The following is a 20,984-nucleotide window of genomic DNA, read 5'->3' as shown; positions in this document are numbered from 1 at the left end:
GGCACCGACAGGGGAGTCTCACGAGTTCACGGAATGAATGACAGATGAATGACAGTCGTGTAACTTGGTGAACGAGCAGATCTCAGCGCGACTGCCTTCCCCCTTTCCAGAGGAGATCTCTTCATGCCCACCAATGTCCTGGTGTCGCTGCCCGACGGCGACGACGAAGAAATGTCGTGGCAGGAGCGCGCCCTGTGCGCTCAGACCGATCCGGAGGCGTTCTTCCCCGAGAAGGGTGGTTCCACTCGCGAGGCCAAACGAATCTGTGAGTCCTGCGAGGTGCGTGACGAGTGCCTGTCGTACGCACTGGAGAACGATGAACGGTTCGGCATCTGGGGCGGCATGTCGGAGATGGAGCGGCGCAGGTTGCGGCGTCGCGCCTGAGCGATCGAGCGATCATTCACGCGATGCACGCTGCACCCTGAGCAGGCGACAGCTGCAGCTATTCCAATAATGGACGTCAGCGGCGTCGCCCTGCCCCACATGATCATCTCACGGTGGACCCGTGTCTGGGGGACCTCAGATCATGCCATCCTCGTGGGGATCGATGACCGAGACCGGAAAGCCGGTGAGTGCCGACAACTGCTCCACGAGGGTGCGGTGCACGAGGATCGCCAGCCCCGGGCGGGTGGCGGCGCGCAGTTCCAGCGGACGACGGTAGAGCACGACCTTGGCCGGGGAACGTCCGTCCGGGTCCTGCGCACTGGCCAGGGGGACGCGCCCTTGGGTCCATTCGGTGGCGCCCGGGACGTCCTCGATCCCAATGATCACCTGACTGAGCACGCCGGGGCAGCTCTCGAGGATGCGCTGGGCCGATTGTGCAACACACAGCTGGAAGAACTCGTTGCGGGTGGGTCGCAGACGCCTGGTCACCCCACCATGTTCCCGCGGTAGGACGACTGGCCCGCGTGGCCCACGGCCGTGACGATCTCGTCGGGTGCTCATACGGACAACGATAGGTCACCGCAGCCATCCACAGTGGGTTCGGCGAGCCGAACCTCGCACCCCTCGGCCAGTCCTCCGAGCTGTCCCGCGGCACCGGCGTAGCCTCAACCATCGTGAGACTGTGTGTGCGAAGCGGATGTCGGCGGCGAGCAGTGGCCACCCTGACCTATGTCTATGCCGAGTCCTCGGCAGTCCTGGGCCCGCTGTCCCCGGAGCAGCATCCGGGCGGCTACGACCTGTGCAGCGAACACAGTGGTGAACTCACGGTCCCCAAGGGGTGGGAACTCATTCGTCTCCCCGGTGTCGACGGCACCGAGGATGAGCACGAACCCGACGACATCATGGCCCTGGCCCGAGCCGTGCGCGAGATCGGCATGCTCGACGACGAGATCGTCCCCACCAGCGGCGACGCAACGGCAGAGTCCCACGGCGTGCCCAACATGGCTGGGGTGACCGTCCTGGGACGACGAGGTCACCTCGCAGTCATCGCCGACCGCGACTCCGTGCGCTAACGTGAGTGCAGCGCAACAGCTCTCGAGAGGTGACGACGATGCTCCGGTCCACCAAGACCACTCAGCCCACCCAGATTCCCCAGACGCCTGAGGCCCTTGACCTGGCTCCCCAGTTCCTCGAGGTGGTGGCCTGCCCCTCGTGCCATTCCACCTTCGCCCTCGACTACGACAGTGGTGAACTGGTCTGCTCCTCACCTTCCTGCGGACTGGCCTTCGAGGTGCATGACGGAGTCCCGGACCTGCGTATCGACGCTGCTCGTCGTCCCGAGACCGGGGAGGACGACGAACCCACCCGCATCAGTTCGATTCGTCCTGAGTGAGGGCGGCGGTGAAGGCGATCTTTGACGACTCGCGACTCGAGTCACGTGATCTCTCGGCCGGGGCCGAGAGTCTGCTACGTCGTCTGGCCGGTGAAGGAGCACGAATCCGTCGGGTCGGTGCTCAGATCGATGGTATTGGCTCTGCCGTGGAGCACATCGGTACTCCGCGTGGCGTGCTCGTCGTGGGTGCGGAGGCACGCTTCATCCGTGCCGTGCTCGAACCGCTGTGCCCGGTTCCGATCGTTGCGTGGTCCCTGCCACACCTGCCCGCCTGGGTGGGGCCCCTGGACCTCGTCGTCGATGTCGATCAGCAGGAAGTTCCATGGGGTGAAGCTGCGTCTCTCGCCGAACCCTCGTACACCGTTGGTGCCGTGAGAGAGGCAGCCAGACGTGGAGCTGCCATCCTGGTGGCGACTGCGGAGGATTCCCCAGCCTGGCGCACGGCAGGCGGGGCAAGCGTTCGGGTGCCGGTTTGCGGTGATGATCCGTTGGCTGCTGCTGTCGCCGTTCTGGCGGTGCTGGGACATCTCGGGTTGGGGCCCCAGACCGACCCGAACCAGGTGGGGCGAGCCGCCGACATGATTGCGGAGGAGTCCTCCCCGTTCCGGGAGATGCCCTTCAACCGTGCCAAGGAGCTGGCCTGTGCCATGGCCGACGCCACACCACTGTTGTGGGGTGGATCCGTGTTGGCGGCCCGATCGGCACGACGCGTTGCCGAGGCGCTCCGAAGAGCCACTGGGGAGCCTGCCCTGTGTGCCGACGCCGCCGAGCTGCTCCCGGTGATCTGCTCGTCCGATCCACGCGATCCGTTCAGCGATCCCGAGGTGGACGGTCCGCAACAACGTCCGGTGCTGTTGGTCATGGACGACCACGTCCCGGATCCACGCCGTGCCGGCCTTGAGGAGGTCGCACAACGGTTTGACGTGCCGGTGCACGCCATCGACCTTCCGCTCGGGGTGGACGAGGACTCCGATCCGGTCCGCACATACGTCACCCTGCTCATGCAGGGACGCTACATGGCAGCATATGTGGCGTTGGGGCTGGGCCGTCTCGACGACGTGGTGCAGCTGTGAGCAGAATGGTCTGGGTGCTCAACGGCCCCAATCTTGGCCGGCTCGGCCGGCGTCAACCTGAGATCTACGGGTCGATGAGCCATGACGAACTCGTCGACCATGTGCAGCACACTGCGGACCGGCTCGGGCTGGACGTGGTGGTGCGCCAGACCGACTCGGAGGCGCAGATGATCGGGTGGCTCCACGAGGCCGCCGATCGGAGGATCCCGGTCGTCATCAATCCGGCGGCGTGGAGCCACTACAACATCGCCATTGCCGATGCCGTGGCACAGGTGGAGGCCCCGGTCATCGAGGTGCATCTGAGCAACACGGCGAGGCGCGAGGAGTTCCGACACCACAGCGTCGTGTCGGCCTACGTCACCGGTAGCATCACCGGGCTGGGAATCTCCGGGTACGACCTGGCACTGCGCTACTTGGCCTCAGGCGACGCCATCTGACCTCACACGACGCCATCTGACACAGTGGGACGACCGGCCTTTTCAGTCGGGGTTGGCAGGCCGTGCTGCACGCCGATCCGTACTGCACGTTGATGGTGTCGTGCGCTGGCCCCTGCGCATCGGAACGGCCCGGCGCATCGGAATCGGGACGGTGCCCAGCTGCCAAGGGCCCAGTTCCCCAGGACTCAGTTCCCAGGGTTCATCGACTCCCAGATCTCCTTGCAGTCCGGGCAGACCGGGAACTTGTCCGGGTTGCGGCTGGGTACCCACACCTTGCCGCACAGGGCGACGACCGGTGTGCCGTTGACGATGGCATCGGTGAGTTTGGCCTTGGGGACGTAGTGCGAGAAGCGCTCTGCGTCACCGTCCTCGAAGCTCGGCTGGGTCTTCTCCTCGACTGCGCTCTGGGAACCGGGTGCCAGTTGGGTACTCATGCCCCCATGATAAGGCAGTGGCGAAACCACCACCGAACCTCGCCATGAGCTGTCCCGGGATCGTGGATCATCCAGTTTTCCGTGGGATAGTGGTGGGGTGAGCAATGACCGATTCAGCACCGGAGCGCCCCATCGACGTGCCGACGACGACAGCACCGGCCGAGCTCAAAGCGGTGGATCCTCCTCGGCATCCTCGTCGGGCCAGGCGAACCTGCCCCCGATGGGGTGGTACCCCGATCCAGCGGGTGGCCCGGGGGAGCGATACTGGGACGGCACGTCGTGGACGCGCAACCTGCGTGATGCACCAGAACCGCAGCCCGCGACGATGCCGGAGTCACTGGCCGCCCTGCAACCAGCAGCACCCAGGCGCGTCCAGGATGGTCGGCCCACACCTGCCCAGCAGCAGGTGCCGTCATCTCGCCCCGATCCCCGTCCCAGCAGGTGGGGGAGCACCGAGGACGGGTTCGAGCTCGCCGGGTGGTGGCGCAGGGTGGCGGCCACGATCATCGACTTCGTCATCATCGCCGTGGTCGTCATGGCGAGTCTCAACCATGAGGTCACCGATGCCGCCCACGAGTACGCCAGATTCATGCAGTGGGCCAACGACCAGGTGGCTGCCGGGAAGACTCCCACGCTGAATCCGCAGCAGATCGCCAGTCAATTCCACTTCATCGATCCCATGACGACCTTGATCACCGCATACGTCATTGCCCAAGCGGTGTACCAGTTCATCATGCTCTCGGCCTGTGCAGCGTCGGTCGGTCAGCTCGTCATGCGTATGAGAGTCATCCCCAACGGTCAGGGGCGTTCCCATCGACGACTACCGGTGCTGCGTGCACTGGCTCGAGCGCTGGGGTGGTCACTGGTGGAGATGTTCAACCAGTTCCTCATCGTCCTCACGCCAATCAGCTACCTCATGCCGCTGTTCCAGCGACGTCGCCAGACCCTGCACGACCTCATCGCCGGTACCCAGGTCATCACGGTGCCGCGGCACGACGACCCGAACCATTGACCCAGTACCGGAGGTTTCGCGGTCCCGCCACCTGCTGGGAAGAGCCCGCACCCCACCACCGACCGACCCGAGGAGAAAGCGTCATGGCCCTGTCAGATCCCGCGCTCGGTGAACTCGCCGATCGATTCGGCATCTCGACACAGTTCTACGACTGGAAGGGACGACACACGCAGGTCGGTGAGCAGACCGTCATTGCCATCCTCGCCGAGTTCGGCGTCGACGCATCCACCCCGGAGCGTGCGCGTGCGGTGGCGCAACGGGTGCGTGATGACCACTGGCGACGCATCGTGCAGCCCTGTGTTGTCCTGCGTGCAGGGCAGGAAGGTCGGGTCGACGTCCATGTGCCGGCCGGTGCGCCGGTGAGCCTGCGAATCGTCGGTGAGGACGGCAACGACCACCTGCCCTGGCAGGTGGACAACTGGAACCCGGATCGTCCGATCGACGGGCGGATGATCGGCGAGGCCACCTTCGGCATTCCGGGAAACCTGCCACTGGGCTACCACGAACTCATCGTCACGATCGGCACACACGACGCCGATGGCAGTGAGGCGGACGGCGGGATCCACGCGACGGCCACCTCCACCATCATCGTCACCCCCAACCGGGTGGGGCTGCCTCGTCGCATGGGTGCGTCGCGCGTGTGGGGATATGCAGCGCAGCTGTACTCGGTGCGATCCCACCACTCGTGGGGGCTGGGTGATCTCACCGACCTGGCAGATCTGTGCACGTGGTCGGCCAGCCAGGGGGCGGGATACCTGCTCACCAACCCGTTGCATGCCGCCGAGGTGGCCGGACGGATGGAGCCCTCACCGTACCTGCCCAGCAGCCGGCTGTTCGTCAATCCGATCTACATCCGCCCCGAACTCATCGCCGAGTACCACGACCTCAACCAGTACGATGCCTCCATCATCGAGTCGTTGCGCACGACGACCCTTGACGACGATCCCCAGGCCCTGTTGGATCGCGATCGCACCTGGCAGGCCAAGTCGCAGGCCCTGGAGCTCATCCACCGAGTCGACATGTCTGCGTCGCGTCGGATGGCCTTCACCGCGTTCCGGGTGGCTCGGGGACGACGTCTGGAGGACTTCGCCACATGGTGCCTGCTCTCCGAGTTGCATGGTTCCGACTGGCACGACTGGCCCGCCGAGCTGCACGATCCCCACGGGGCTGCCGTGGCTCGGGTGCGCCGCGAACATGCCGACCGGATCGACTTTCACATGTGGTTGCAATGGATCGCCGACCAGCAGCTCTCGACGGTCCAGTCGTCCGGCACGGATGCCGGGATGCCGGTCGGGCTCATCTGTGACCTTGCCGTCGGGGTCAACGGATCGGGTGCCGATGCATGGATGCTCAACGGACTGTTCGCCCGTGAGATGAACGTTGGAGCCCCACCGGACCCGTTCAACCAGGCCGGCCAGGACTGGGGGCAACCGCCAATGCGTCCGGACGTGCTGGAGCAGATGGCCTACGCGCCACTGCGTGAGATGGTCTCGAGCGCCCTGCGTCACGCCGGCGGTGTCCGTATCGACCACATCATGGGGCTGTTCCGTCTGTGGTGGGTGCCCAGGGGGCTGGGCCCACGGCACGGAGCCTACGTACGGTACAACCATGAGGCCATGGTGGGCGTCGTGGCCCTGGAGGCGTACCGGGCCGGTGCGCTGGTCATCGGTGAGGACCTGGGCACGGTCGAGCCGTGGGTGCGGGACCATCTCGCTTCCCGGGGGATCCTGGGGACGTCGATCATGTGGTTCGAGACCGGCCCGGACGGTCGTCCCAAGCAGCCGCAGCAGTGGCGGGAACATGCCATGAGCTCGGTGACCTCCCACGACCTGCCACCCACGAGCAGTTATCTGCGCGGTGACCACGTCGAGCTGCGCGACCGGCTGGGGCTGCTCACCGAGTCGGTGGACGAGGAGCGTGAGAATGCACGGCGAGAGCGCGAGACGTGGCTTGCCAGTCTCAGACAGCAGGGCGTCCTGGAAGCCGATGAGGACGATCCGGAACAGGTGACTCTCGCCATGCACACCCTGCTCACCCGTACCCCGTCGAAGGTCATCAATGCGACCCTCACCGATGCCGTGGGGGACCCGCGCACCCAGAACCTTCCGGGCACCGAGGACGAGTACCCCAATTGGCGGGTGCCCCTGTCGGGGCCGGATGGCGAACCGGTGTACCTGGAGGATCTCTACTCCAGTGATCGGGCGGCCCGCATGGCCAAGGTGCTACGCGGCTGAAATGCCTTCAGCCGGCCGGGAGCCGCGGGACATGGCCGGCTCGATCTGGGTGAGGAGGGGCGTCCGGTGATGAGCGCCGTCGCTCACCGGTACGGCCCAGATGAGTGTGCCGGACGCAGCAGGTGTGGCGCAGACAAGAAGGGCTGCCCGACGAGGGGCAGCCCTGCGTTGGGGCCCAGCCCATCGGGCAGCCCTGGTGTCGAGCTCAGATCACTCGGCGACGGCCTTCTTCAAGGTGCTGGACGCCGAGATCTTCACGGCCCGGTGGGCCGGGATGGTCATGGCCTCGCCGGTGCGCGGGTTGCGACCGTTGCGGGCGGGACGCTCGACAGCCTCGGCGGTGAACAGGCCGGGCAGCTGGACCTTGTCACCGGAGGCAAGGGCCTCGGTGATGACATTGGTGAGGGCCTTGACGACGTCGTTGGTCTGAGCCTCGGTGAGTGAGGACTTCTTCGCGATGGCCTTGATGAGCTCGGACTTGGTCATGTGATCTCCTAGAACGTCTGATGACTTGGAGGTGGTCGACCGGGGTGGCCGAACCGTTGCAGGACTTGCTCCTCTGTCTGAGAGCCTAATCAACCCAAAATGCAATTCTCAAGCGAATGGGCCTGTAATCAGGGATTTTTGCCGGTTGTGACCAGTTTGGCCGGTGGCTCGATGGTCGATCACTCCAACGATGCGCCCAGTACGGCATCCGGGCCCTCGCCATGCACCATGACGGTGGGGATGGCCTGTTCACCACGCGAGATGCGTCGACCAGACATCGGCAGTTCCTCGACGGAGCGACGGTGACGTTCCCGTGCCCTGGCCAACGGTTCGGCCCCGACGATCTGCCCGTCCCTCACGAGTTCGACGAGCAGGTCGCGATCCAACCCGGCGGTGGCGACCGGCGTGTCGACGCCGATAATCTCCACCTGGGCGATTCCCTCGTCGTCGCGACGACGTACCGCGTACTTGCGGCCTCCCACCGTCGACTTGTGGGCCGACTTCTTGGCCACCGGCACCAGCGGTGAGTCGGGGTTCTCGTCGGTGGCTCGTGCCACCATCTTGTAGACGAACGAGCAGGTCGGTTCGCCCGATCCGGTGACCACCGAGGTGCCGACCCCGTAGCCGTCCACCGGGGCACCGCGCAGCGCGGCGATCTGCCACTCGTCGAGGTCGGAGGTGACGATGACCCGGGTCGACGTCGCGCCCAGGTCGTCGAGCAGGTCGCGTACCTGCCGGGCGACGATGGTGAGGTCCCCGGAGTCGATGCGCACCGCACCGAGCTCACCGTCGGTGAGCCGCACCGCCTCACGCACACCCGCCTCGATGTCGTAGGTGTCCACCAGCAGGGTCGTGTCGCGCCCGTAGGCGGCCAGCTGGGCGGTGAAGGCGTCGGACTCGTTGTCGTGCAACAGGGTGAAGGCGTGTGCCGCGGTGCCGGAGGTGGGCACCCCGTAGCGGTATCCGGCAGCCAGGTTGGAGGTGGGCCCGAAACCAGCGATCCAGGCGGCCCGAGCCGCTGCCACGGCAGACTCCTCGTGGGTGCGGCGCGACCCCATCTCGATGATCGGGCGTCCCTCGGCCATGAGCGTCATGCGGGACGCCGCCGAGGCGACCGCGGAGTCGTGGTTGTAGATGGACAGCAGCAGGGTCTCCAACAGGCACGCCTCGGCGAAGGTGCCCTCGACGGTGAGCAGTGGTGAACCGGGGAAGTAGAGGTCTCCCTCGGCATATCCGCTGATGGAGCCGGAGAAGTGGTAGTCCTTGAGCCAGTCGGCCATCTGGGCGCCAACCACTCCGGTGCGGGTGAGGAAATCCACCTCGTCCGGGTCGAAGTGGAAGGTGGCGAGGGCCTCCAGGGCACGTCCGGTACCGGCGACGACACCGTAGCGTCGGCCGGGTGGCAGCTGGCGCGGGAAGAGTTCGAAGACACAGCGGCGAAAGGCCGTGCCCGAGCGCATTGCGGCCTCGACCATCGTCAGTTCGTAGTGGTCGGTGAGCAGTGAGGTGGACATGCCGTCAGACTAGTCGGTACGGCACACGGTCCTTCCGAAGGGCACCGAGGTTGTTCCAGCCGCGAGACGTCGTTGCGTCTGGACTGCCAGGATTCCACGTCATCTCGGGCGATGGTTCGCGTCCGGGCTCGTCATTGGGGGACAATGGGGGCATGCCTCTGGCCTTTCCCAGCATCCGAGTACGGCAACAGCCCCAGCACGACCTCGAGCGGGACCATGAATGGGTGACGATCGTGTGGGACGACCCGGTCAACCTCATGAGCTACGTCACCATGGTCTTCATGCGCCATTTCGGGTACAGCCGTGACAAGGCTGACCAGCTCATGCTCGCCGTTCATCACGAGGGGCGAGCGGTGGTCTCGCGCGGCACGAGGGAGAAGATGGAGGCCGACGTCGTCGCCATGCATCGCTATGGGCTGCGCGCAACGATGAGCAACGGGGAGTGAATCGGTGAAGGCACAACGACGGTTTGGTCACACGTGGTTGCTCTGGCTCGAACCCGAGGAGAACCACGTGCTGAATCTGGCCGTGGACGGTTTCCGTGCGATTCTGCTCGGGTCGGACGACTCGACGTCCGGCTCCGTCATGGAGCTCAACGATCTCACGTGGCCTGATGAATTGATGGGACCTGGTGAATTGATGGGGTCCGGTGGGTTCATGGGGCCGGGCAGTCTGCTCCCGGATGATCCGGCACACGTCAATGATTCCGTGCACGGGGGTGCACGACCCGGCGAGGTGCGTGACGGCGAGGGTCCGGACGACCCGGCAGGCCCGGACGATCCGTTCCAGTTGTGGGAACGGCAAATGACACAGGCTGAGGGCCGTGCCATCGGAGGTCTCCATCAGGACGCCTTTCCCGACGATCCGGAACAGAACGAACGTTTCCACCGACGTCATGACGATGAGCTGCGCAACGAACACCTCGCCGATCTCGACGCCGTCCAGCGGGACCTGCGTGCCCTGGCGGACGGCCCCCTCAAGATCAACGACGAGGTCCTGCTGCGCTGGATACGTACCTTTTCCACCGCCCGGGTGGGGATCGCCCAGTGGCTGGGCATCGTTGACGAGACCAGCGCCAGCATGGTTGAGGAATCGGCGGCGCAGGGAATCCTCGCTCCCCAGTACGGGGTCTACGAGTGGCTGGGCTACGTCACCGAGTTCCTCGTCGAGATGTTGCAGCAGGACGGCTGAGATTCTCAGGTTCCACGGCCAGGGCCCCATTCTCGAATCTCAGCCCGGGTCCCGGCATGTCGCGCTCCAGCGTATGTGTATCAGTGTGATCTGCGCCCCGTTGACTTGGGTTCCAGCTGTTCTGCTCCAGGAGATCAGATGGTGCCGTCAGCCGTGGTTGATCCGTCCGGGCGCAAACGAGAGTGGCAGTGGACGTGCCGCGACTGGTCCGCCCACCTCGACGACCTCCCGCAGATCGGGGAACCGGCGTCTCAGTTGATGTTCGAGACGCTGGTGCATGGTGATGGCAGCCGCCGGACAGCCTCGGCAGGCCCCGCTCATGCGTACCGACACCACACCCTTGTTCACCGACACGAGCTCGATGGACCCGCCATGCGCCCGGGCAATCTCCCCGATCGGTCCGTCGATGAGTTCGGTGGCGAACATGGCCAGGGCGGCATCGTCGTCGAGTTCCCGGGAGTCGTCACCACCCTGCCACCTGGCGGTCTCGGACAGGGCCCGCCCCAGCGCCGACCGCACCGCCGACCCATCCTGCTGCCAGGAGCGTCCCGCCGCCAGGGTGACGAGCAGCGAGTCGGTGCGTGCCGTGACCTTCTGCACCACCCCGGTGAGCTCGTCCAGTCCGGGAGCCGAGCTCACCGTCCCCACGAATGGCAGTCTGCGGTGCGAGACCACCCAGCGCAGGGTCTGTGAATCCGGGGTGGACTCGGGGTGGATGGCGACGACCTGCTCGGCCATCACATGACCACTCGGGTGATGATGGCGGCCAGTGACGATCCCACCCATGCCAACACGAACATGTACCCGAAGGCGATGGCGGGCCACTTCCAGCCCCCGGACTCGCGTTTGAGAATGCCGATCGTGGCGACGCACTGCAGGGCGAAGGCGAAGAAGATGAGCATGGCGATCGTCGTGTCGGGTGTGAAGACCTTCTCACCCTGGTGTGGTCCGTCGGTGTAGGTCCACTTCTGCACCGACTCGCTCACCGAGACGTCGTCCTCGGGATCGGAGGCCGAGGCGACCTGACCCAGGGTGGACACGGCGACCTCGCGAGCTGCCATCGACCCGATGAGGGAGATGTTGACGCGCCAGTCGAAGCCCTGTGGGGCGAAGACCGGCTCGATGGCCTTGCCGACCTTGGCTGCGGCGGAGTGTTCCATGTTGTACGCGGTGGCAGCCACCTCGTCACTCGGATCGACCCCGGCAGCCGTCATCTCGGCGTCACTGCGCAGCGGGAAGGTCGTCAGTGCCCAGATGACGATGGTTGCCCCCATGATGATCGTCCCGGCCTTGCGCAGGAAGGCCTTGGTGGGCTCCCACATCGCCATGCCCACCGAACGCGGGGTGGGGATGCGGTACGGCGGCATCTCCATGTAGAACGGCAGCAGGGTGCCGGAGCGGTCGGTGATCTTCTTCACGACTCGGGCGGCAAGCATCGCCGAGAGGGCACCGAGCAGATACATGCCGAACAGCACCAGGCCACGCACACTCACCGGCCCCAGGCTCGACCCGGCAGGCACGAGGATGCCCACGAGCAGGACGTACACCGGCAGACGTGCCGAACAGGTGGCCAGGGGAGCGCTGAGCATCGTGGCGATGCGGTCCTTGGCCGACGGGATCGTTCGGGTGGCCATGATGCCCGGGATGGCGCAGGCGAACGAGGAGAGCATGGCGACGAAGGCCCGCCCCTCCAGCCCGGCTCGGCTCATGACCTTGTCCATGAGGAATGCGGCACGCGACATGTACCCCACCGCGTCCAGCAGGGCCAGCAGCAGGTACATGAGCAGGATCTGCGGCACGAAGGTGAGTACCGCCCCGACGCCGCCGAGGATGCCGTCGCCCAGCAGACTGGCCAGGATCGGGTTGCCGACATGCTCGCCCACCAGGGAGGCGAGCCAGTCGAAGAATCCTTCCACGGCGTCCTGCAGCGGTGCGGCCCAGGCGAACAGGGCCTGGAAGAACAGGAACATCACGGCGAAGAAGACGATCGTGCCCCACACCGGGTGCAGCAGCACCTTGTCGATGCGCTCGGTGCGAGAGTCCGGGTCGGGGTCCTCGTAACCAGCGGTGTCGAGCACGGAGTCCACCCACCCGGCCAGTTCGGAGGACCTGCTCGGGGGGTCGAGTGGTGGACGACCCCAGTCGTGCCAAGTCGTCAGCAGGTTGCGCAGCTCGCCGATGCCGATGCCTCGGTTGGCGACGACGGCAACCACCGGCACACCGAGAGCCTGGCTGAGGGCTGTCACGTCGAGGGATCCCTGACGGCGGCGCAGCTCGTCGGTCATGGTGACGACGACGGCGGTCGGCAGATGGCGTGGCAGCACCTCGGCGAGCAGCAGCAGGGAGCGGCGCAGGGCGGTGGCGTCGGCGACGACGACAAGGGCGTCCGGGGCGCTCACCTGGTCCATCCTGCCATCCAGGACGTCCACGACGACCTGCTCGTCGGGGGAGATGGGGCTCAGGGAGTAGGTGCCGGGCAGATCCTCGATGGCGAAGGTGTGGTCGTGGATCCTGGCGACGCCTTCGCTGCGCGAGACCGTCACGCCGGGATAGTTGCCGGTCTTGGCGTGCAGTCCGGTGAGCTGGTTGAAGATGGATGTCTTGCCGCCGTTGGGCGAGCCGATGAGGGCGATGCGGGTGGCGCCGTCGGGGGCTTGCTCGGTGGCAGGTGAGTGGCAGGTCATTTCTGTTTGGGGCATGGTGAATCCACGGTCGGTGCCTCACGGCAGGTGAATGGGAAAGGCGACGAGTGATGCACGCGGTCGTCGTGTCATGACATTGACACGCGGGTGGTGCGTGCTGCGGGCTCGGGCGTCGTGTCGCAGCCGACGCCGTCGGCTCGAGGTGGGCCGAGACAGGTCAGGTGAGATCGCAGGTCTGGTCGCTGTCGACCTCGACCATGATCATGTCGGCCTGCGCGCGGCGCAGACACATGTTGACGTGACACACCTGGAACACCATCGGACCACCCATCGGTGCCTGACGCGTCTTGGAGATGGTGCGTCCGGTGCCGAATCCGAGCAGCTGCAGACGGTGGCAGATGGCTGGATCGCAGGATCCATCCATGGCGCAGATCGTCCCGTGCTCACCGGGACGCAGGCTGCTCAGCGGCACGACCTTCGTCGGTTGGGCAGGTGTGTCGATCGGAGTGATCGGCGTCTCGAGTACCTGTGCGACCATCGTGTTCTCCTCCTGAACGAAGCCGGGGCCCTCCCGGTGATGATCACAATAACTTAGGTAAGGCTTACATGCCACCCCGGGGTGGATTTTTGTGAGGAAAACATGACAAAAATTTTTCTCGAGGTCGGCGATAGGCTCTGCTCGTGACGAATTCCGAGGTGAGGGCTGCAACGAACCATGCCCGTGAGGTACGTAGTGGTGCAGACACCGAGGCGACTGGCGGCGACGCACCGGCCGAACTCGTGACTGCCCCCATCGGCATCTTCGACTCCGGATTCGGTGGCCTGACGGTGGCCCGGGCAGTCGTCGACCTCGTCCCCAACGAGGACATCGTCTACCTGGGCGACACCTCTCGAGCCCCCTATGGGGAGAAGAGGATTGCCCAGGTGCGCGAGTACGCCCTGCAGTGCCTGGACCGACTCGTCGGTCACGGTGTGAAGGCCCTGCTCATCGCCTGCAACACGGCTTCCTCGGCGGTGCTGCGTGATGCTCGGGAGCGCTATGACGTACCAGTCATCGACGTCATCACCCCAGCGGCCCGACGTGCCTCACAGGCCACCCGCAACGGGAGGATCGGGGTCATCTGCACCGAGGCCACGGCTCGCTCCCAGGCCTACGACGACGCCTTGGCGGCGGTGCCGGACATCACGGTGACCACCCAGGCCTGCCCCAGATTCGTCGAGTTCGTCGAGGACGGGGTGACCTCGGGGCCAGAACTCGAACAGGTGGCCCGAAGCTACCTGGCCTCGATCCAGGCCGCGGGTTGCGACACGCTCATCCTGGGCTGCACCCACTACCCGCTGCTCGCCGGGCTCATCTCCTACATCCTGGGTGACGAGGTGACCCTCATCTCGAGCTCCGAGGAGTGCGCTCGGGCCTGTTACGCCCGGGCTCGGCAGGAGCAGATCCTGCACTCGAAGCCGCGCGAGGCGAACAGGTACTTCCTCACCACCGGCAATGCCGAACGATTCGAGCGGCTGGGGCGACGGCTCATGTCGGGATTCGTTCACGACGTGCGCAATGTCGGGGTGGAAACGGTTCTCGGGGATCACACCGTGGTGCGCAGGCAGGGCTGAGCGCTCGTCCTTCTCCACTGCTGCAGTCTGCGTGCCTCGCGTTCCACGCCTCGTGGTGCGCTGGATCGTGAGGGTGCCGGGCCATGACGTCGCAGTGATCCGGATGGGACGTCAGACGCCTCGGCGTCCATCGCCCACGAAAAACTGTCTCACCTGGTCGGTTAAGGTGGTGTGCGTGAATGAGCTGCAGAACCACAACCCCCAGAATGCAGACGCCGCTCCCCGAGTCGATGGACGGTCACTTGACCAGTTGCGTGAGGTCACCATCAAGCGCAACTGGCTCTGTCAGGCCGAGGGATCGGTGCTGGTGAGTTTCGGTCGCACCACCGTGCTGTGCAATGCGTCGGTCACCGAGGGTGTGCCGCGCTGGCGCAAGGGATCGGGTCTGGGCTGGGTGACGGCGGAGTACGAGATGCTGCCGCGCGCCACCAACGAGCGCTCCGCTCGGGAGTCCCGCAAGGGCAAGGTCGGCGGGCGCACCCACGAGATCTCCCGGCTGGTCGGACGGTCCCTGCGCGCCGTCGTCGACGACAAGGCGCTGGGTGAGAACACCATCATCCTCGACTGCGACGTGTTGCAGGCCGATGGCGGCACTCGCACCGCCTCGATCACCGGCGCCTACGTCGCCCTGGTCGATGCCGTGAACTGGCTGCGGGAACGCGGCAGTCTGGCCGGGGAACCCATCACCGGATCGGTGCAGGCCATCTCGGTGGGAGTCGTCGGTGGCACCCCGATGCTCGACCTTGCCTACGAGGAGGACTCCCGAGCCGACACCGACATGAATGTCGTCATGAGCGGTACCGGCGACTTCGTCGAGATCCAGGGCACCGCCGAGGGAGCTCCGTTCAACCGTGATCTGCTCAACCAACTGCTCGACCTCGCCGCTGGTGGTTGTGCCACCCTCAAACAGGTCCAGTCCGAGGCCCTGGGGGTGAGTCTGTGAGCCGCATCGTGTTGGCCTCCAACAACCCCAGGAAGCTGGTCGAGCTGCGTCGCACCTTCGAGTCGACCGGCACCCCGGTCGAGGTCGTCGGTCTGTCGGAGGTGAGCGACGCTCCGGCTCCCGCCGAGACCGGCACCACCTTCGTCGAGAACGCCCTCATCAAGGCGCGCGCCGCCGCCCGTGACACCGGCCTGCCGGCCCTGGCCGACGACTCCGGCCTCGAGGTCGACGCCCTCAACCGGATGCCGGGCATCCGTTCGGCACGCTGGTCGGGGCCGCAGGCCACCGACGAGCGCAACCTTCGACTGCTGCTCGAGCAGACCTTCGACCTTGCCCCCGAGCGCCGTCGTGGCCGTTTCGTGTGTGCGATGGCCTTCGTCGACCCCGACGGCATCGAGATCACCAAGGTCGCCACCATGGAGGGGCGGATCATCTCCGAGGCCAGAGGAGCCAATGGGTTCGGCTACGACCCGATGTTCGTTCCCGACGCGCAGCCCGGCAACCTCACCAGTGCCGAGATGACCGCCGAGGACAAGGACGCCATCAGCCATCGTGGCCAGGCGGTGCGAGCCATCGTCCCGGCCGTCGTCGCCCACCTGGAAGGCCACTGAGATGCAGGTGTACCTCGACCTCCTGCAGCGCATCCTCACCGAGGGAGTGCGTCGCCCCGACCGCACCGGCACCGGCACCCTCAGCGTCTTCGGCCACCAGATGACCTTCGACCTGCGCGAGGGTTTCCCGCTGGTGACGACGAAGAAGATCTACACCCGCAGCGTCTTCGGGGAACTGTTGTGGTTCCTGCGCGGGGACACCAACATCGGCTGGCTGCACGAGAACAACATCCACATCTGGGACGAGTGGGCCGACGAGGACGGCGACCTCGGCCCGGTCTACGGCCACCAGTGGCGTTCCTGGCCCGACACCGATGGCGAGGCGATCGACCAGATCGCCCGGGTCATCGAGCAGATCCGCACCAGCCCGTGGTCGCGTCGGCACATCGTCTCGGCGTGGAACGTGGCCGAGGTCGACCAGATGGCCCTGCCACCGTGTCACACCCTGTTCCAGTTCTACGTCACCCCAGACGAGCGGGGGGAGCCCACCTGGCTGAGCTGTCAGCTCTACCAGCGCTCCGGCGACACCTTCCTGGGGGTGCCCTTCAACATCGCCTCCTATGCCCTGCTCACCCACCTGGTCGCCTCGGTGACCGGTCTCAAGCCGCTGCGGTTCGTCCACACCCTGGGTGACGCCCACCTCTACCTCAACCACCTCGACCAGGTTCACGAGCAGTTGCAGCACCAGCCCCGCAGTTCACCGCAGCTCACCGTCAACCCGCAGGTGCGTGAGATCGACGGGTTCGAGCTCTCCGACATCAAGCTCACGGGGTACGACCCCTACCCGGCCATTCCCGCACCGATCGCCGTCTGACCGGCTCGTCAGGAGGATTCCATGAAGGTCGTCGCCATCGCTGCCGTCGCCGACAACGGCGTCATCGGCTCCGGACAGGACATGCTGTGGCACATCAGCGCGGACTTCCGCCGTTTCAAGAAAGTGACGATGGGACACACCCTGGTGTTCGGCAGGCGCACCTTCGAGCAGGTCGGGAGGTTGCCGGGGCGTCGCCACATCATCTGCACCCACGACCGGCAGTGGTCGGCCGACGGAGTGGACGCCGCCGCCAGCCCGCGTGAGGCCGTCGAGATGGCCCGGGACGCCGGTGAGACGATCTGCTACATCGCCGGTGGCGGCCAGATCTACGCCGATGCCCTCGACCTGTGCGACGAGCTCGACATCACCGAGGTGCATCGCAGTCCTGAGGGGTCGGCGCGGTTCCCGACCATCGATCCCGCGGTGTGGGCCGAGACCCGGCGTGAACCCCGTGACGGATTCGACTTCGTCGGTTACCGCCGCGTGACGTCGTGAGGCCGACGGCGTCGATCCTCCATCTGGACATGGACGCCTTCTTCGCCTCGGTGGAGCAACGCGACAAGCCCTCCCTGCGCGGCAAACCGGTCATCGTCGGCGGGGTCGGCGGCCGGGGAGTGGTGGCGACGGCCTCCTACGAGGCCCGGGTGTTCGGAGTCCACTCCGCGATGGCCGGGGCACAGGCCCGCCGGCTGGCACCGCATGCCGCGTTCCTGTCCGGGCGCTTCGAGGCCTACCGGGAGTCGAGCAGGGTCGTCATGGCAACCTTGCGGGAGCTCTCCCCGTTGGTCGAGCCTCTCAGCCTGGACGAGGCCTTCGTCGATCTGGAAGCGGGGGCAGTGCCCGTTGACGACCTCGACGCCCTGCGCCAGATGGCTACCGAGCTGCGGGCCAGGGTGGCCGAGCGCACCGAGGGGCTGAGCTGCTCGGTGGGGATCGGATCGAGCAAGTTCATGGCCAAGGTGGCCTCCGAGATGGCCAAACCGTCGCGGGGGCATGCCGATCAGGTCGCCTTGGTCGCTCCCGGAACCGAGGCCGAGACCATCGCACCCTTACCGGCACGGGCCATTCCCGGCGTCGGACCGGTGACCGCAGAACGTTTGGAGACACTCGGGTTTCGCACCATCGGTGACGTCCGGGCCGCCCGTCAGGCGGAGCTGGTGCACGAGTTGGGGCAGGCCGCCGGGGCGAGCCTGTTCGCCCTGGCACGGGCTCAGGACGATCGCCCGGTGAGCGTCAGCCGGATCGCCAAGTCCATCTCGGTGGAGGACACCTTCGAACACGACCTCACCGATCGCCGGGAATGCCGGGAAATCGTCGAGCGGCACGCCGGGCTGGTGTGTGGTCGGTTGAAGCGATCCGGCCATTTCGCCCGCACCGTGACGCTCAAGGCGAAGATGGCCGACTTCACGGTGTGGTCGCGGTCGGTGACGTTGAGCGGGTCCACCGACTCACCGGAGCGGATCGCCCGCCTGGCGGTGCGCATGCTCGACTCCCTCGACCTGCGCGAGGGAGTGCGACTGCTGGGCGTCGGGGTGTCGAACTTCACCACCTCGGCCCAGGAGGAGCTGTTCGACCTGGACGGTGAGGGCCAGCTGCGTGACGACCCCGTGGTCAGCGAGGGCGTCCCACTGATCCAGCCAGGGCCGTTCGGGCGGCGGCGATCCTTCGACGGCAGACGGTGGCCGCCGGGCGCCGACGTGGTTCACGACGAGTACGGCCGCGGCTGGGTGTGGGGATCGGGCCACGGCGTCGTCACGTGCCGGTTCGAGCACCGCGGCAGCCCGATCGGCAGGGTGCGGTCGATTCCCGAGGACGACGCGGCTCTGCACCCGGCGCACCCCCTGGGCCTGGCATGGCAGCCGCCGGAGGAGAGGACCTCATCGGGGGACGAGCCCTCCCACTGATCTCGCGAGGCGGATGCTCACAAGCCCGACTCCCGTGGTGGATGCCTGTGTCGATGAGCGTTTTGTGAGCGTTTGGGGGGGGGTGGGTATGGCATCTGTCGGGACGGGTGTATCTTTTTCTCTGTCAGCCCAATGGGTGGGTTGATACCCAGGTGATGTGGGGAAGTCGGTGGGAATCCGGCGCTGTCCCGCAACCGTGACCACATCTTGTGTGGAAGTCGGAGTACCAGATCACCGCGGGGATTGGTTTCCTGTTCCGTCGAGGGTTACGGATCGACACCGACGCATGTCACGCCTGTGCTGCCCCGTGGCTCCCCTCGGAACGCTCCACGATCAAGGAGTGGCCATGGCAGTAGAAGCAACGACGACGTGCAAGCGTGTGGTGGGCCCGGTGGTGGCTGCCGCACTGATGATAGGTGCAGTGGGGGTGACGGCGGCCCCTGCCCAGGCAGCTCAGACGTCTGGGCCCGCCGACTATGCCACCCAGGCCGGCAGGGCGGCCGACTACATCGATGGCCACAGTGCCGATCTGACCAAGGACAAGTTGGGGCCGCAGTTGGATGGGGCTCTGGCGTTGGTGGCAGCTGGCAGGAAGGATTCGCCTACCGTCGCCAATGTCAAGGACACCATCAAGACCCAGGGGCCGAGTTACTGCACTGACTCGAATGTGGGTGGGTGTGCGAAGGTGACGATCACCCTGCTGGCTCTTGGTGAGTCGACCACCTATAACGGGTTCGACTACGCCAAACCGGTGACCAAGGCGTCCCAGTTCAAGGAGTACCCGACGAATCAGGCGTTGGACATGATCGCTCTGGAGCGGTTGGGCAAACCGATCCCCAAGGCCCTGCTCGACAAGGTGACCGAGTATGCGACCACGGCTCCCCAGTGGGATGATCCGGACACCGATGGTCTCACGCTCACGGCCTTGTCGCATGTGCAGGCCCCGGACAAGCAGAAGGCTGTCACGAGTCTTGTCAAGCGTCTTGACGCCGACAAGCAGGATGGTGCATGGGGTTCCAAGGGCAAGGGCCCGAATGTGAACACCACCGCGTGGGTGGCACCAGGACTGTACCGTGCTGGCGATGCGGATCACAAGGCGCAGGCGGTGGCCGGCCAGACGTGGCTCGTGAAGCAGCAGCAGGCTGACGGATCATTCCCCGGGTACTCCCCGTTGATGGCGACGACGCAGGCGGTTCCCGCGCTGCGTGGTCTGCAGTCCTATGACAATGTGGGTGCCAATCAGGCCAAGACGATGCAGGTCCACTGATCGGTGATGGTCCAGGTCATCTGTGACCGGATGCGTGTGGGGAGGGTAGTCCCACTACCCTCCCCACACGGTTCATTCTTCTTCGGTCACGGGGCTGGTGGATTTGAGTTGTTGGCACTGGAGGATTGATGAATCGGCGGCGCTGGTGTGCGTTGATGTTGGTGGCCAGTGTGGTGTGTGGGGTTATGGGTCCTGAGGTGGCGGTGGCGGATATGGATGAGAACCATGCCTCCGCCGGGCAGGGAACGTGGCCTGAGAAGCATCAACGTTCCGTGAGTTCTAGTGGGGGCAGCGAGCTTCCGGAGGGGACGTGGCGGGACGGATGGTGCCGACGTGGTGAGCAAGGGTACACGGTCGTTATTGATTATTCCCATGAGCCTCCAGAAAGGCGTGGGGTGCTCACCGCCGCGCATACCCGTGAGTTTGGTCCCACTGCTGCTGATGGTTGGATTGTTCGCTGCTACGAAGGACCACTGAAATACAAAAACACCAAATCTAAAGACTACAATAAGCCGGTGATTTACAATAATGAAGATTGGGATGCGGTTATAGGATTAGTGGGTTTACCCATCAGCTCGTTTAGTGATGGTTATCACTATCCGCCGGGTACTTATTGGCCACGTACTGATGGGCACCCGTTTCAGGTTCTTGGTTTGAGGGCATTTGCAGGGGGTCGGGAGGACGGTCTTATTCATCAGTGGAATGGTGGGGTGTGGATTCGCCCGGATGCTAAGGGTGGCTGGTCAGGTGAATGGCCGAAGTCGGGAATTCTGAAGCGTGGGCCGTGGCCTTCGAGCAGAGACAACCGGCTACTTCCTGTCGATGGTGGTGGTGGGATCGTGGATCCGCCGCCGGCTGGGTCGATCATGTATGTGGCTTTCGGGGATTTCGGGGTTGAGGAGGGTTGCGAGCATGGCGCTAAGATGATGAATGAGCAGGCTCCTTATATATGTTTGGGGGATGCGGCGCTGCATCCCCAAGTTTACCAGAATCCTAAGACGGGTCAGCCGTGTCCGGGGTGGACGTTGACG

General features: G+C 65.6%; 23 protein-coding genes. 16 read left to right on the top strand and 7 right to left on the bottom strand.

Features of this window, described 5'->3' with window-relative positions; genetic code table 11:
* Positions 1-171 precede the first annotated feature (171 nt).
* Positions 172-384 carry a WhiB family transcriptional regulator gene (locus CKV91_RS08455; RefSeq protein ID WP_197691390.1) on the top strand — a complete coding sequence of 71 codons (213 nt, stop codon included), beginning with the start codon at positions 172-174 and terminating at the stop codon, positions 382-384.
* 135 nt (positions 385-519) lie between these two features.
* Here the strand turns inward: CKV91_RS08455 and CKV91_RS08450 are convergent, their stop codons facing one another.
* Positions 520-945 (bottom strand): metallopeptidase family protein, encoded by a 426-nt coding sequence (locus tag CKV91_RS08450; RefSeq protein WP_036957446.1) that lies wholly within the window; start codon positions 943-945, stop codon positions 520-522.
* A gap of 152 nt (positions 946-1,097) precedes the next feature.
* Here CKV91_RS08450 and CKV91_RS08445 point away from each other — a divergent pair, with 152 nt between their 5' ends.
* Genes CKV91_RS08445 through aroQ form a run of 4 tightly spaced genes read left to right on the top strand, consistent with a single transcriptional unit; the run spans position 1,098 to position 3,287 of the window.
* Positions 1,098-1,457: a DUF3499 domain-containing protein gene (locus CKV91_RS08445; RefSeq protein WP_021105674.1), complete on the top strand. Its 360-nt coding sequence runs from the start codon at positions 1,098-1,100 to the stop codon at positions 1,455-1,457.
* 38 nt (positions 1,458-1,495) lie between these two features.
* Entirely contained in the window at positions 1,496-1,777 is a 282-nt protein-coding gene (locus CKV91_RS08440; protein ID WP_021105673.1) for a Trm112 family protein, read from the top strand.
* Positions 1,778-1,785: 8 nt separating this feature from the next.
* Positions 1,786-2,850, top strand: a complete 1,065-nt coding sequence (locus tag CKV91_RS08435) for a phosphoheptose isomerase family protein (RefSeq protein ID WP_021105672.1) — start codon at positions 1,786-1,788, stop codon at positions 2,848-2,850.
* Complete coding sequence (aroQ, locus tag CKV91_RS08430; protein ID WP_036957444.1) at positions 2,847-3,287, top strand: type II 3-dehydroquinate dehydratase; 441 nt, start codon at positions 2,847-2,849, stop codon at positions 3,285-3,287. The genes CKV91_RS08435 and aroQ overlap by 4 nt, the downstream gene beginning before the upstream one ends.
* Positions 3,288-3,472: 185 nt before the next feature.
* On the opposite strand, the gene CKV91_RS08425 is transcribed toward aroQ, so the two are convergent.
* Complete coding sequence (locus tag CKV91_RS08425) at positions 3,473-3,721, bottom strand: DUF3039 domain-containing protein (protein ID WP_021105670.1); 249 nt, start codon at positions 3,719-3,721, stop codon at positions 3,473-3,475.
* A 97-nt stretch (positions 3,722-3,818) separates the two neighbouring features.
* Between CKV91_RS08425 and CKV91_RS08420 the strand changes: the two genes are divergently transcribed.
* Both CKV91_RS08420 and malQ read left to right on the top strand, forming a co-directional pair.
* Positions 3,819-4,733: an RDD family protein gene (locus CKV91_RS08420; RefSeq protein WP_021104406.1), complete on the top strand. Its 915-nt coding sequence runs from the start codon at positions 3,819-3,821 to the stop codon at positions 4,731-4,733.
* Positions 4,734-4,816: 83 nt separating this feature from the next.
* Entirely contained in the window at positions 4,817-6,967 is a 2,151-nt protein-coding gene (malQ, locus tag CKV91_RS08415) for a 4-alpha-glucanotransferase (RefSeq protein WP_021105669.1), read from the top strand.
* A gap of 210 nt (positions 6,968-7,177) precedes the next feature.
* Here malQ and CKV91_RS08410 read toward each other — a convergent pair whose 3' ends face one another.
* Positions 7,178-7,453 carry an HU family DNA-binding protein gene (locus CKV91_RS08410; protein ID WP_021104408.1) on the bottom strand — a complete coding sequence of 92 codons (276 nt, stop codon included), beginning with the start codon at positions 7,451-7,453 and terminating at the stop codon, positions 7,178-7,180.
* Between the two features lie 179 nt (positions 7,454-7,632).
* Positions 7,633-8,967 carry a nicotinate phosphoribosyltransferase gene (locus tag CKV91_RS08405; protein WP_021105668.1) on the bottom strand — a complete coding sequence of 445 codons (1,335 nt, stop codon included), beginning with the start codon at positions 8,965-8,967 and terminating at the stop codon, positions 7,633-7,635.
* A 152-nt stretch (positions 8,968-9,119) separates the two neighbouring features.
* Here CKV91_RS08405 and clpS point away from each other — a divergent pair, with 152 nt between their 5' ends.
* The gene (gene clpS / locus CKV91_RS08400) at positions 9,120-9,413 is read left to right on the top strand and encodes an ATP-dependent Clp protease adapter ClpS (RefSeq protein WP_021104410.1); all 294 of its coding nucleotides are present in this window, start codon (positions 9,120-9,122) and stop codon (positions 9,411-9,413) included.
* 67 nt (positions 9,414-9,480) lie between these two features.
* On the top strand, positions 9,481-10,158 hold the full coding sequence (locus CKV91_RS08395; RefSeq protein WP_155944888.1) for a DUF2017 family protein: 678 nt from the start codon (positions 9,481-9,483) through the stop codon (positions 10,156-10,158).
* Positions 10,159-10,305: 147 nt separating this feature from the next.
* Here CKV91_RS08395 and CKV91_RS08390 read toward each other — a convergent pair whose 3' ends face one another.
* The 3 genes from CKV91_RS08390 to CKV91_RS10025 form a co-directional block, all read right to left on the bottom strand.
* The gene (locus CKV91_RS08390) at positions 10,306-10,896 is read right to left on the bottom strand and encodes a NifU family protein (protein WP_021105665.1); all 591 of its coding nucleotides are present in this window, start codon (positions 10,894-10,896) and stop codon (positions 10,306-10,308) included.
* Positions 10,896-12,782 carry a ferrous iron transport protein B gene (gene feoB, locus CKV91_RS08385; RefSeq protein WP_065860593.1) on the bottom strand — a complete coding sequence of 629 codons (1,887 nt, stop codon included), beginning with the start codon at positions 12,780-12,782 and terminating at the stop codon, positions 10,896-10,898. Before feoB ends, CKV91_RS08390 begins: the two co-directional genes overlap by 1 nt.
* A 235-nt stretch (positions 12,783-13,017) precedes the next feature.
* Entirely contained in the window at positions 13,018-13,338 is a 321-nt protein-coding gene (locus tag CKV91_RS10025; RefSeq protein ID WP_023034128.1) for a FeoA family protein, read from the bottom strand.
* Positions 13,339-13,580: 242 nt separating this feature from the next.
* Between CKV91_RS10025 and murI the strand changes: the two genes are divergently transcribed.
* The 7 genes from murI to CKV91_RS08345 all read left to right on the top strand — a co-directional run bounded on the left by murI (position 13,581) and on the right by CKV91_RS08345 (position 19,953).
* Positions 13,581-14,414 carry a glutamate racemase gene (murI, locus tag CKV91_RS08375; RefSeq protein WP_065860595.1) on the top strand — a complete coding sequence of 278 codons (834 nt, stop codon included), beginning with the start codon at positions 13,581-13,583 and terminating at the stop codon, positions 14,412-14,414.
* Positions 14,415-14,598: 184 nt separating this feature from the next.
* On the top strand, positions 14,599-15,357 hold the full coding sequence (rph, locus tag CKV91_RS08370; RefSeq protein WP_065860596.1) for a ribonuclease PH: 759 nt from the start codon (positions 14,599-14,601) through the stop codon (positions 15,355-15,357).
* Positions 15,354-15,968 carry an RdgB/HAM1 family non-canonical purine NTP pyrophosphatase gene (gene rdgB, locus CKV91_RS08365; protein ID WP_065860485.1) on the top strand — a complete coding sequence of 205 codons (615 nt, stop codon included), beginning with the start codon at positions 15,354-15,356 and terminating at the stop codon, positions 15,966-15,968. Before rph ends, rdgB begins: the two co-directional genes overlap by 4 nt.
* Position 15,969: 1 nt before the next feature.
* Entirely contained in the window at positions 15,970-16,782 is an 813-nt protein-coding gene (locus tag CKV91_RS08360; protein ID WP_065860486.1) for a thymidylate synthase, read from the top strand.
* Between the two features lie 21 nt (positions 16,783-16,803).
* Positions 16,804-17,277, top strand: a complete 474-nt coding sequence (locus CKV91_RS08355; protein ID WP_016665918.1) for a dihydrofolate reductase — start codon at positions 16,804-16,806, stop codon at positions 17,275-17,277.
* Positions 17,274-18,686, top strand: a complete 1,413-nt coding sequence (locus CKV91_RS08350; protein WP_065860487.1) for a DNA polymerase IV — start codon at positions 17,274-17,276, stop codon at positions 18,684-18,686. Before CKV91_RS08355 ends, CKV91_RS08350 begins: the two co-directional genes overlap by 4 nt.
* A gap of 346 nt (positions 18,687-19,032) precedes the next feature.
* On the top strand, positions 19,033-19,953 hold the full coding sequence (locus CKV91_RS08345; RefSeq protein WP_065860488.1) for a prenyltransferase/squalene oxidase repeat-containing protein: 921 nt from the start codon (positions 19,033-19,035) through the stop codon (positions 19,951-19,953).
* Positions 19,954-20,984: the final 1,031 nt, after the last annotated feature.

This window comes from Cutibacterium granulosum, from assembly GCF_900186975.1.
GTDB classification, from domain to species: Bacteria; Actinomycetota; Actinomycetes; order Propionibacteriales; family Propionibacteriaceae; genus Cutibacterium; species Cutibacterium granulosum.
This window is presented reverse-complemented; position numbering and strand designations above follow the sequence as displayed.

Coding starts and splice junctions, on each gene's coding strand:
- CKV91_RS08455 (WP_197691390.1), top strand. CDS start 172: ATGTCGTGGCAGGAGCGCGCCCTGTGCGCTCAGACCGATCCGGAGGCG.
- CKV91_RS08450 (WP_036957446.1), bottom strand. CDS start 945: ATGAGCACCCGACGAGATCGTCACGGCCGTGGGCCACGCGGGCCAGTC.
- CKV91_RS08440 (WP_021105673.1), top strand. CDS start 1,496: ATGCTCCGGTCCACCAAGACCACTCAGCCCACCCAGATTCCCCAGACG.
- CKV91_RS08425 (WP_021105670.1), bottom strand. CDS start 3,721: ATGAGTACCCAACTGGCACCCGGTTCCCAGAGCGCAGTCGAGGAGAAG.
- malQ (WP_021105669.1), top strand. CDS start 4,817: ATGGCCCTGTCAGATCCCGCGCTCGGTGAACTCGCCGATCGATTCGGC.
- CKV91_RS08410 (WP_021104408.1), bottom strand. CDS start 7,453: ATGACCAAGTCCGAGCTCATCAAGGCCATCGCGAAGAAGTCCTCACTC.
- CKV91_RS08405 (WP_021105668.1), bottom strand. CDS start 8,967: ATGTCCACCTCACTGCTCACCGACCACTACGAACTGACGATGGTCGAG.
- clpS (WP_021104410.1), top strand. CDS start 9,120: ATGCCTCTGGCCTTTCCCAGCATCCGAGTACGGCAACAGCCCCAGCAC.
- CKV91_RS08390 (WP_021105665.1), bottom strand. CDS start 10,896: ATGGCCGAGCAGGTCGTCGCCATCCACCCCGAGTCCACCCCGGATTCA.
- CKV91_RS10025 (WP_023034128.1), bottom strand. CDS start 13,338: ATGGTCGCACAGGTACTCGAGACGCCGATCACTCCGATCGACACACCT.
- CKV91_RS08360 (WP_065860486.1), top strand. CDS start 15,970: ATGCAGGTGTACCTCGACCTCCTGCAGCGCATCCTCACCGAGGGAGTG.
- CKV91_RS08355 (WP_016665918.1), top strand. CDS start 16,804: ATGAAGGTCGTCGCCATCGCTGCCGTCGCCGACAACGGCGTCATCGGC.
- CKV91_RS08345 (WP_065860488.1), top strand. CDS start 19,033: ATGGCAGTAGAAGCAACGACGACGTGCAAGCGTGTGGTGGGCCCGGTG.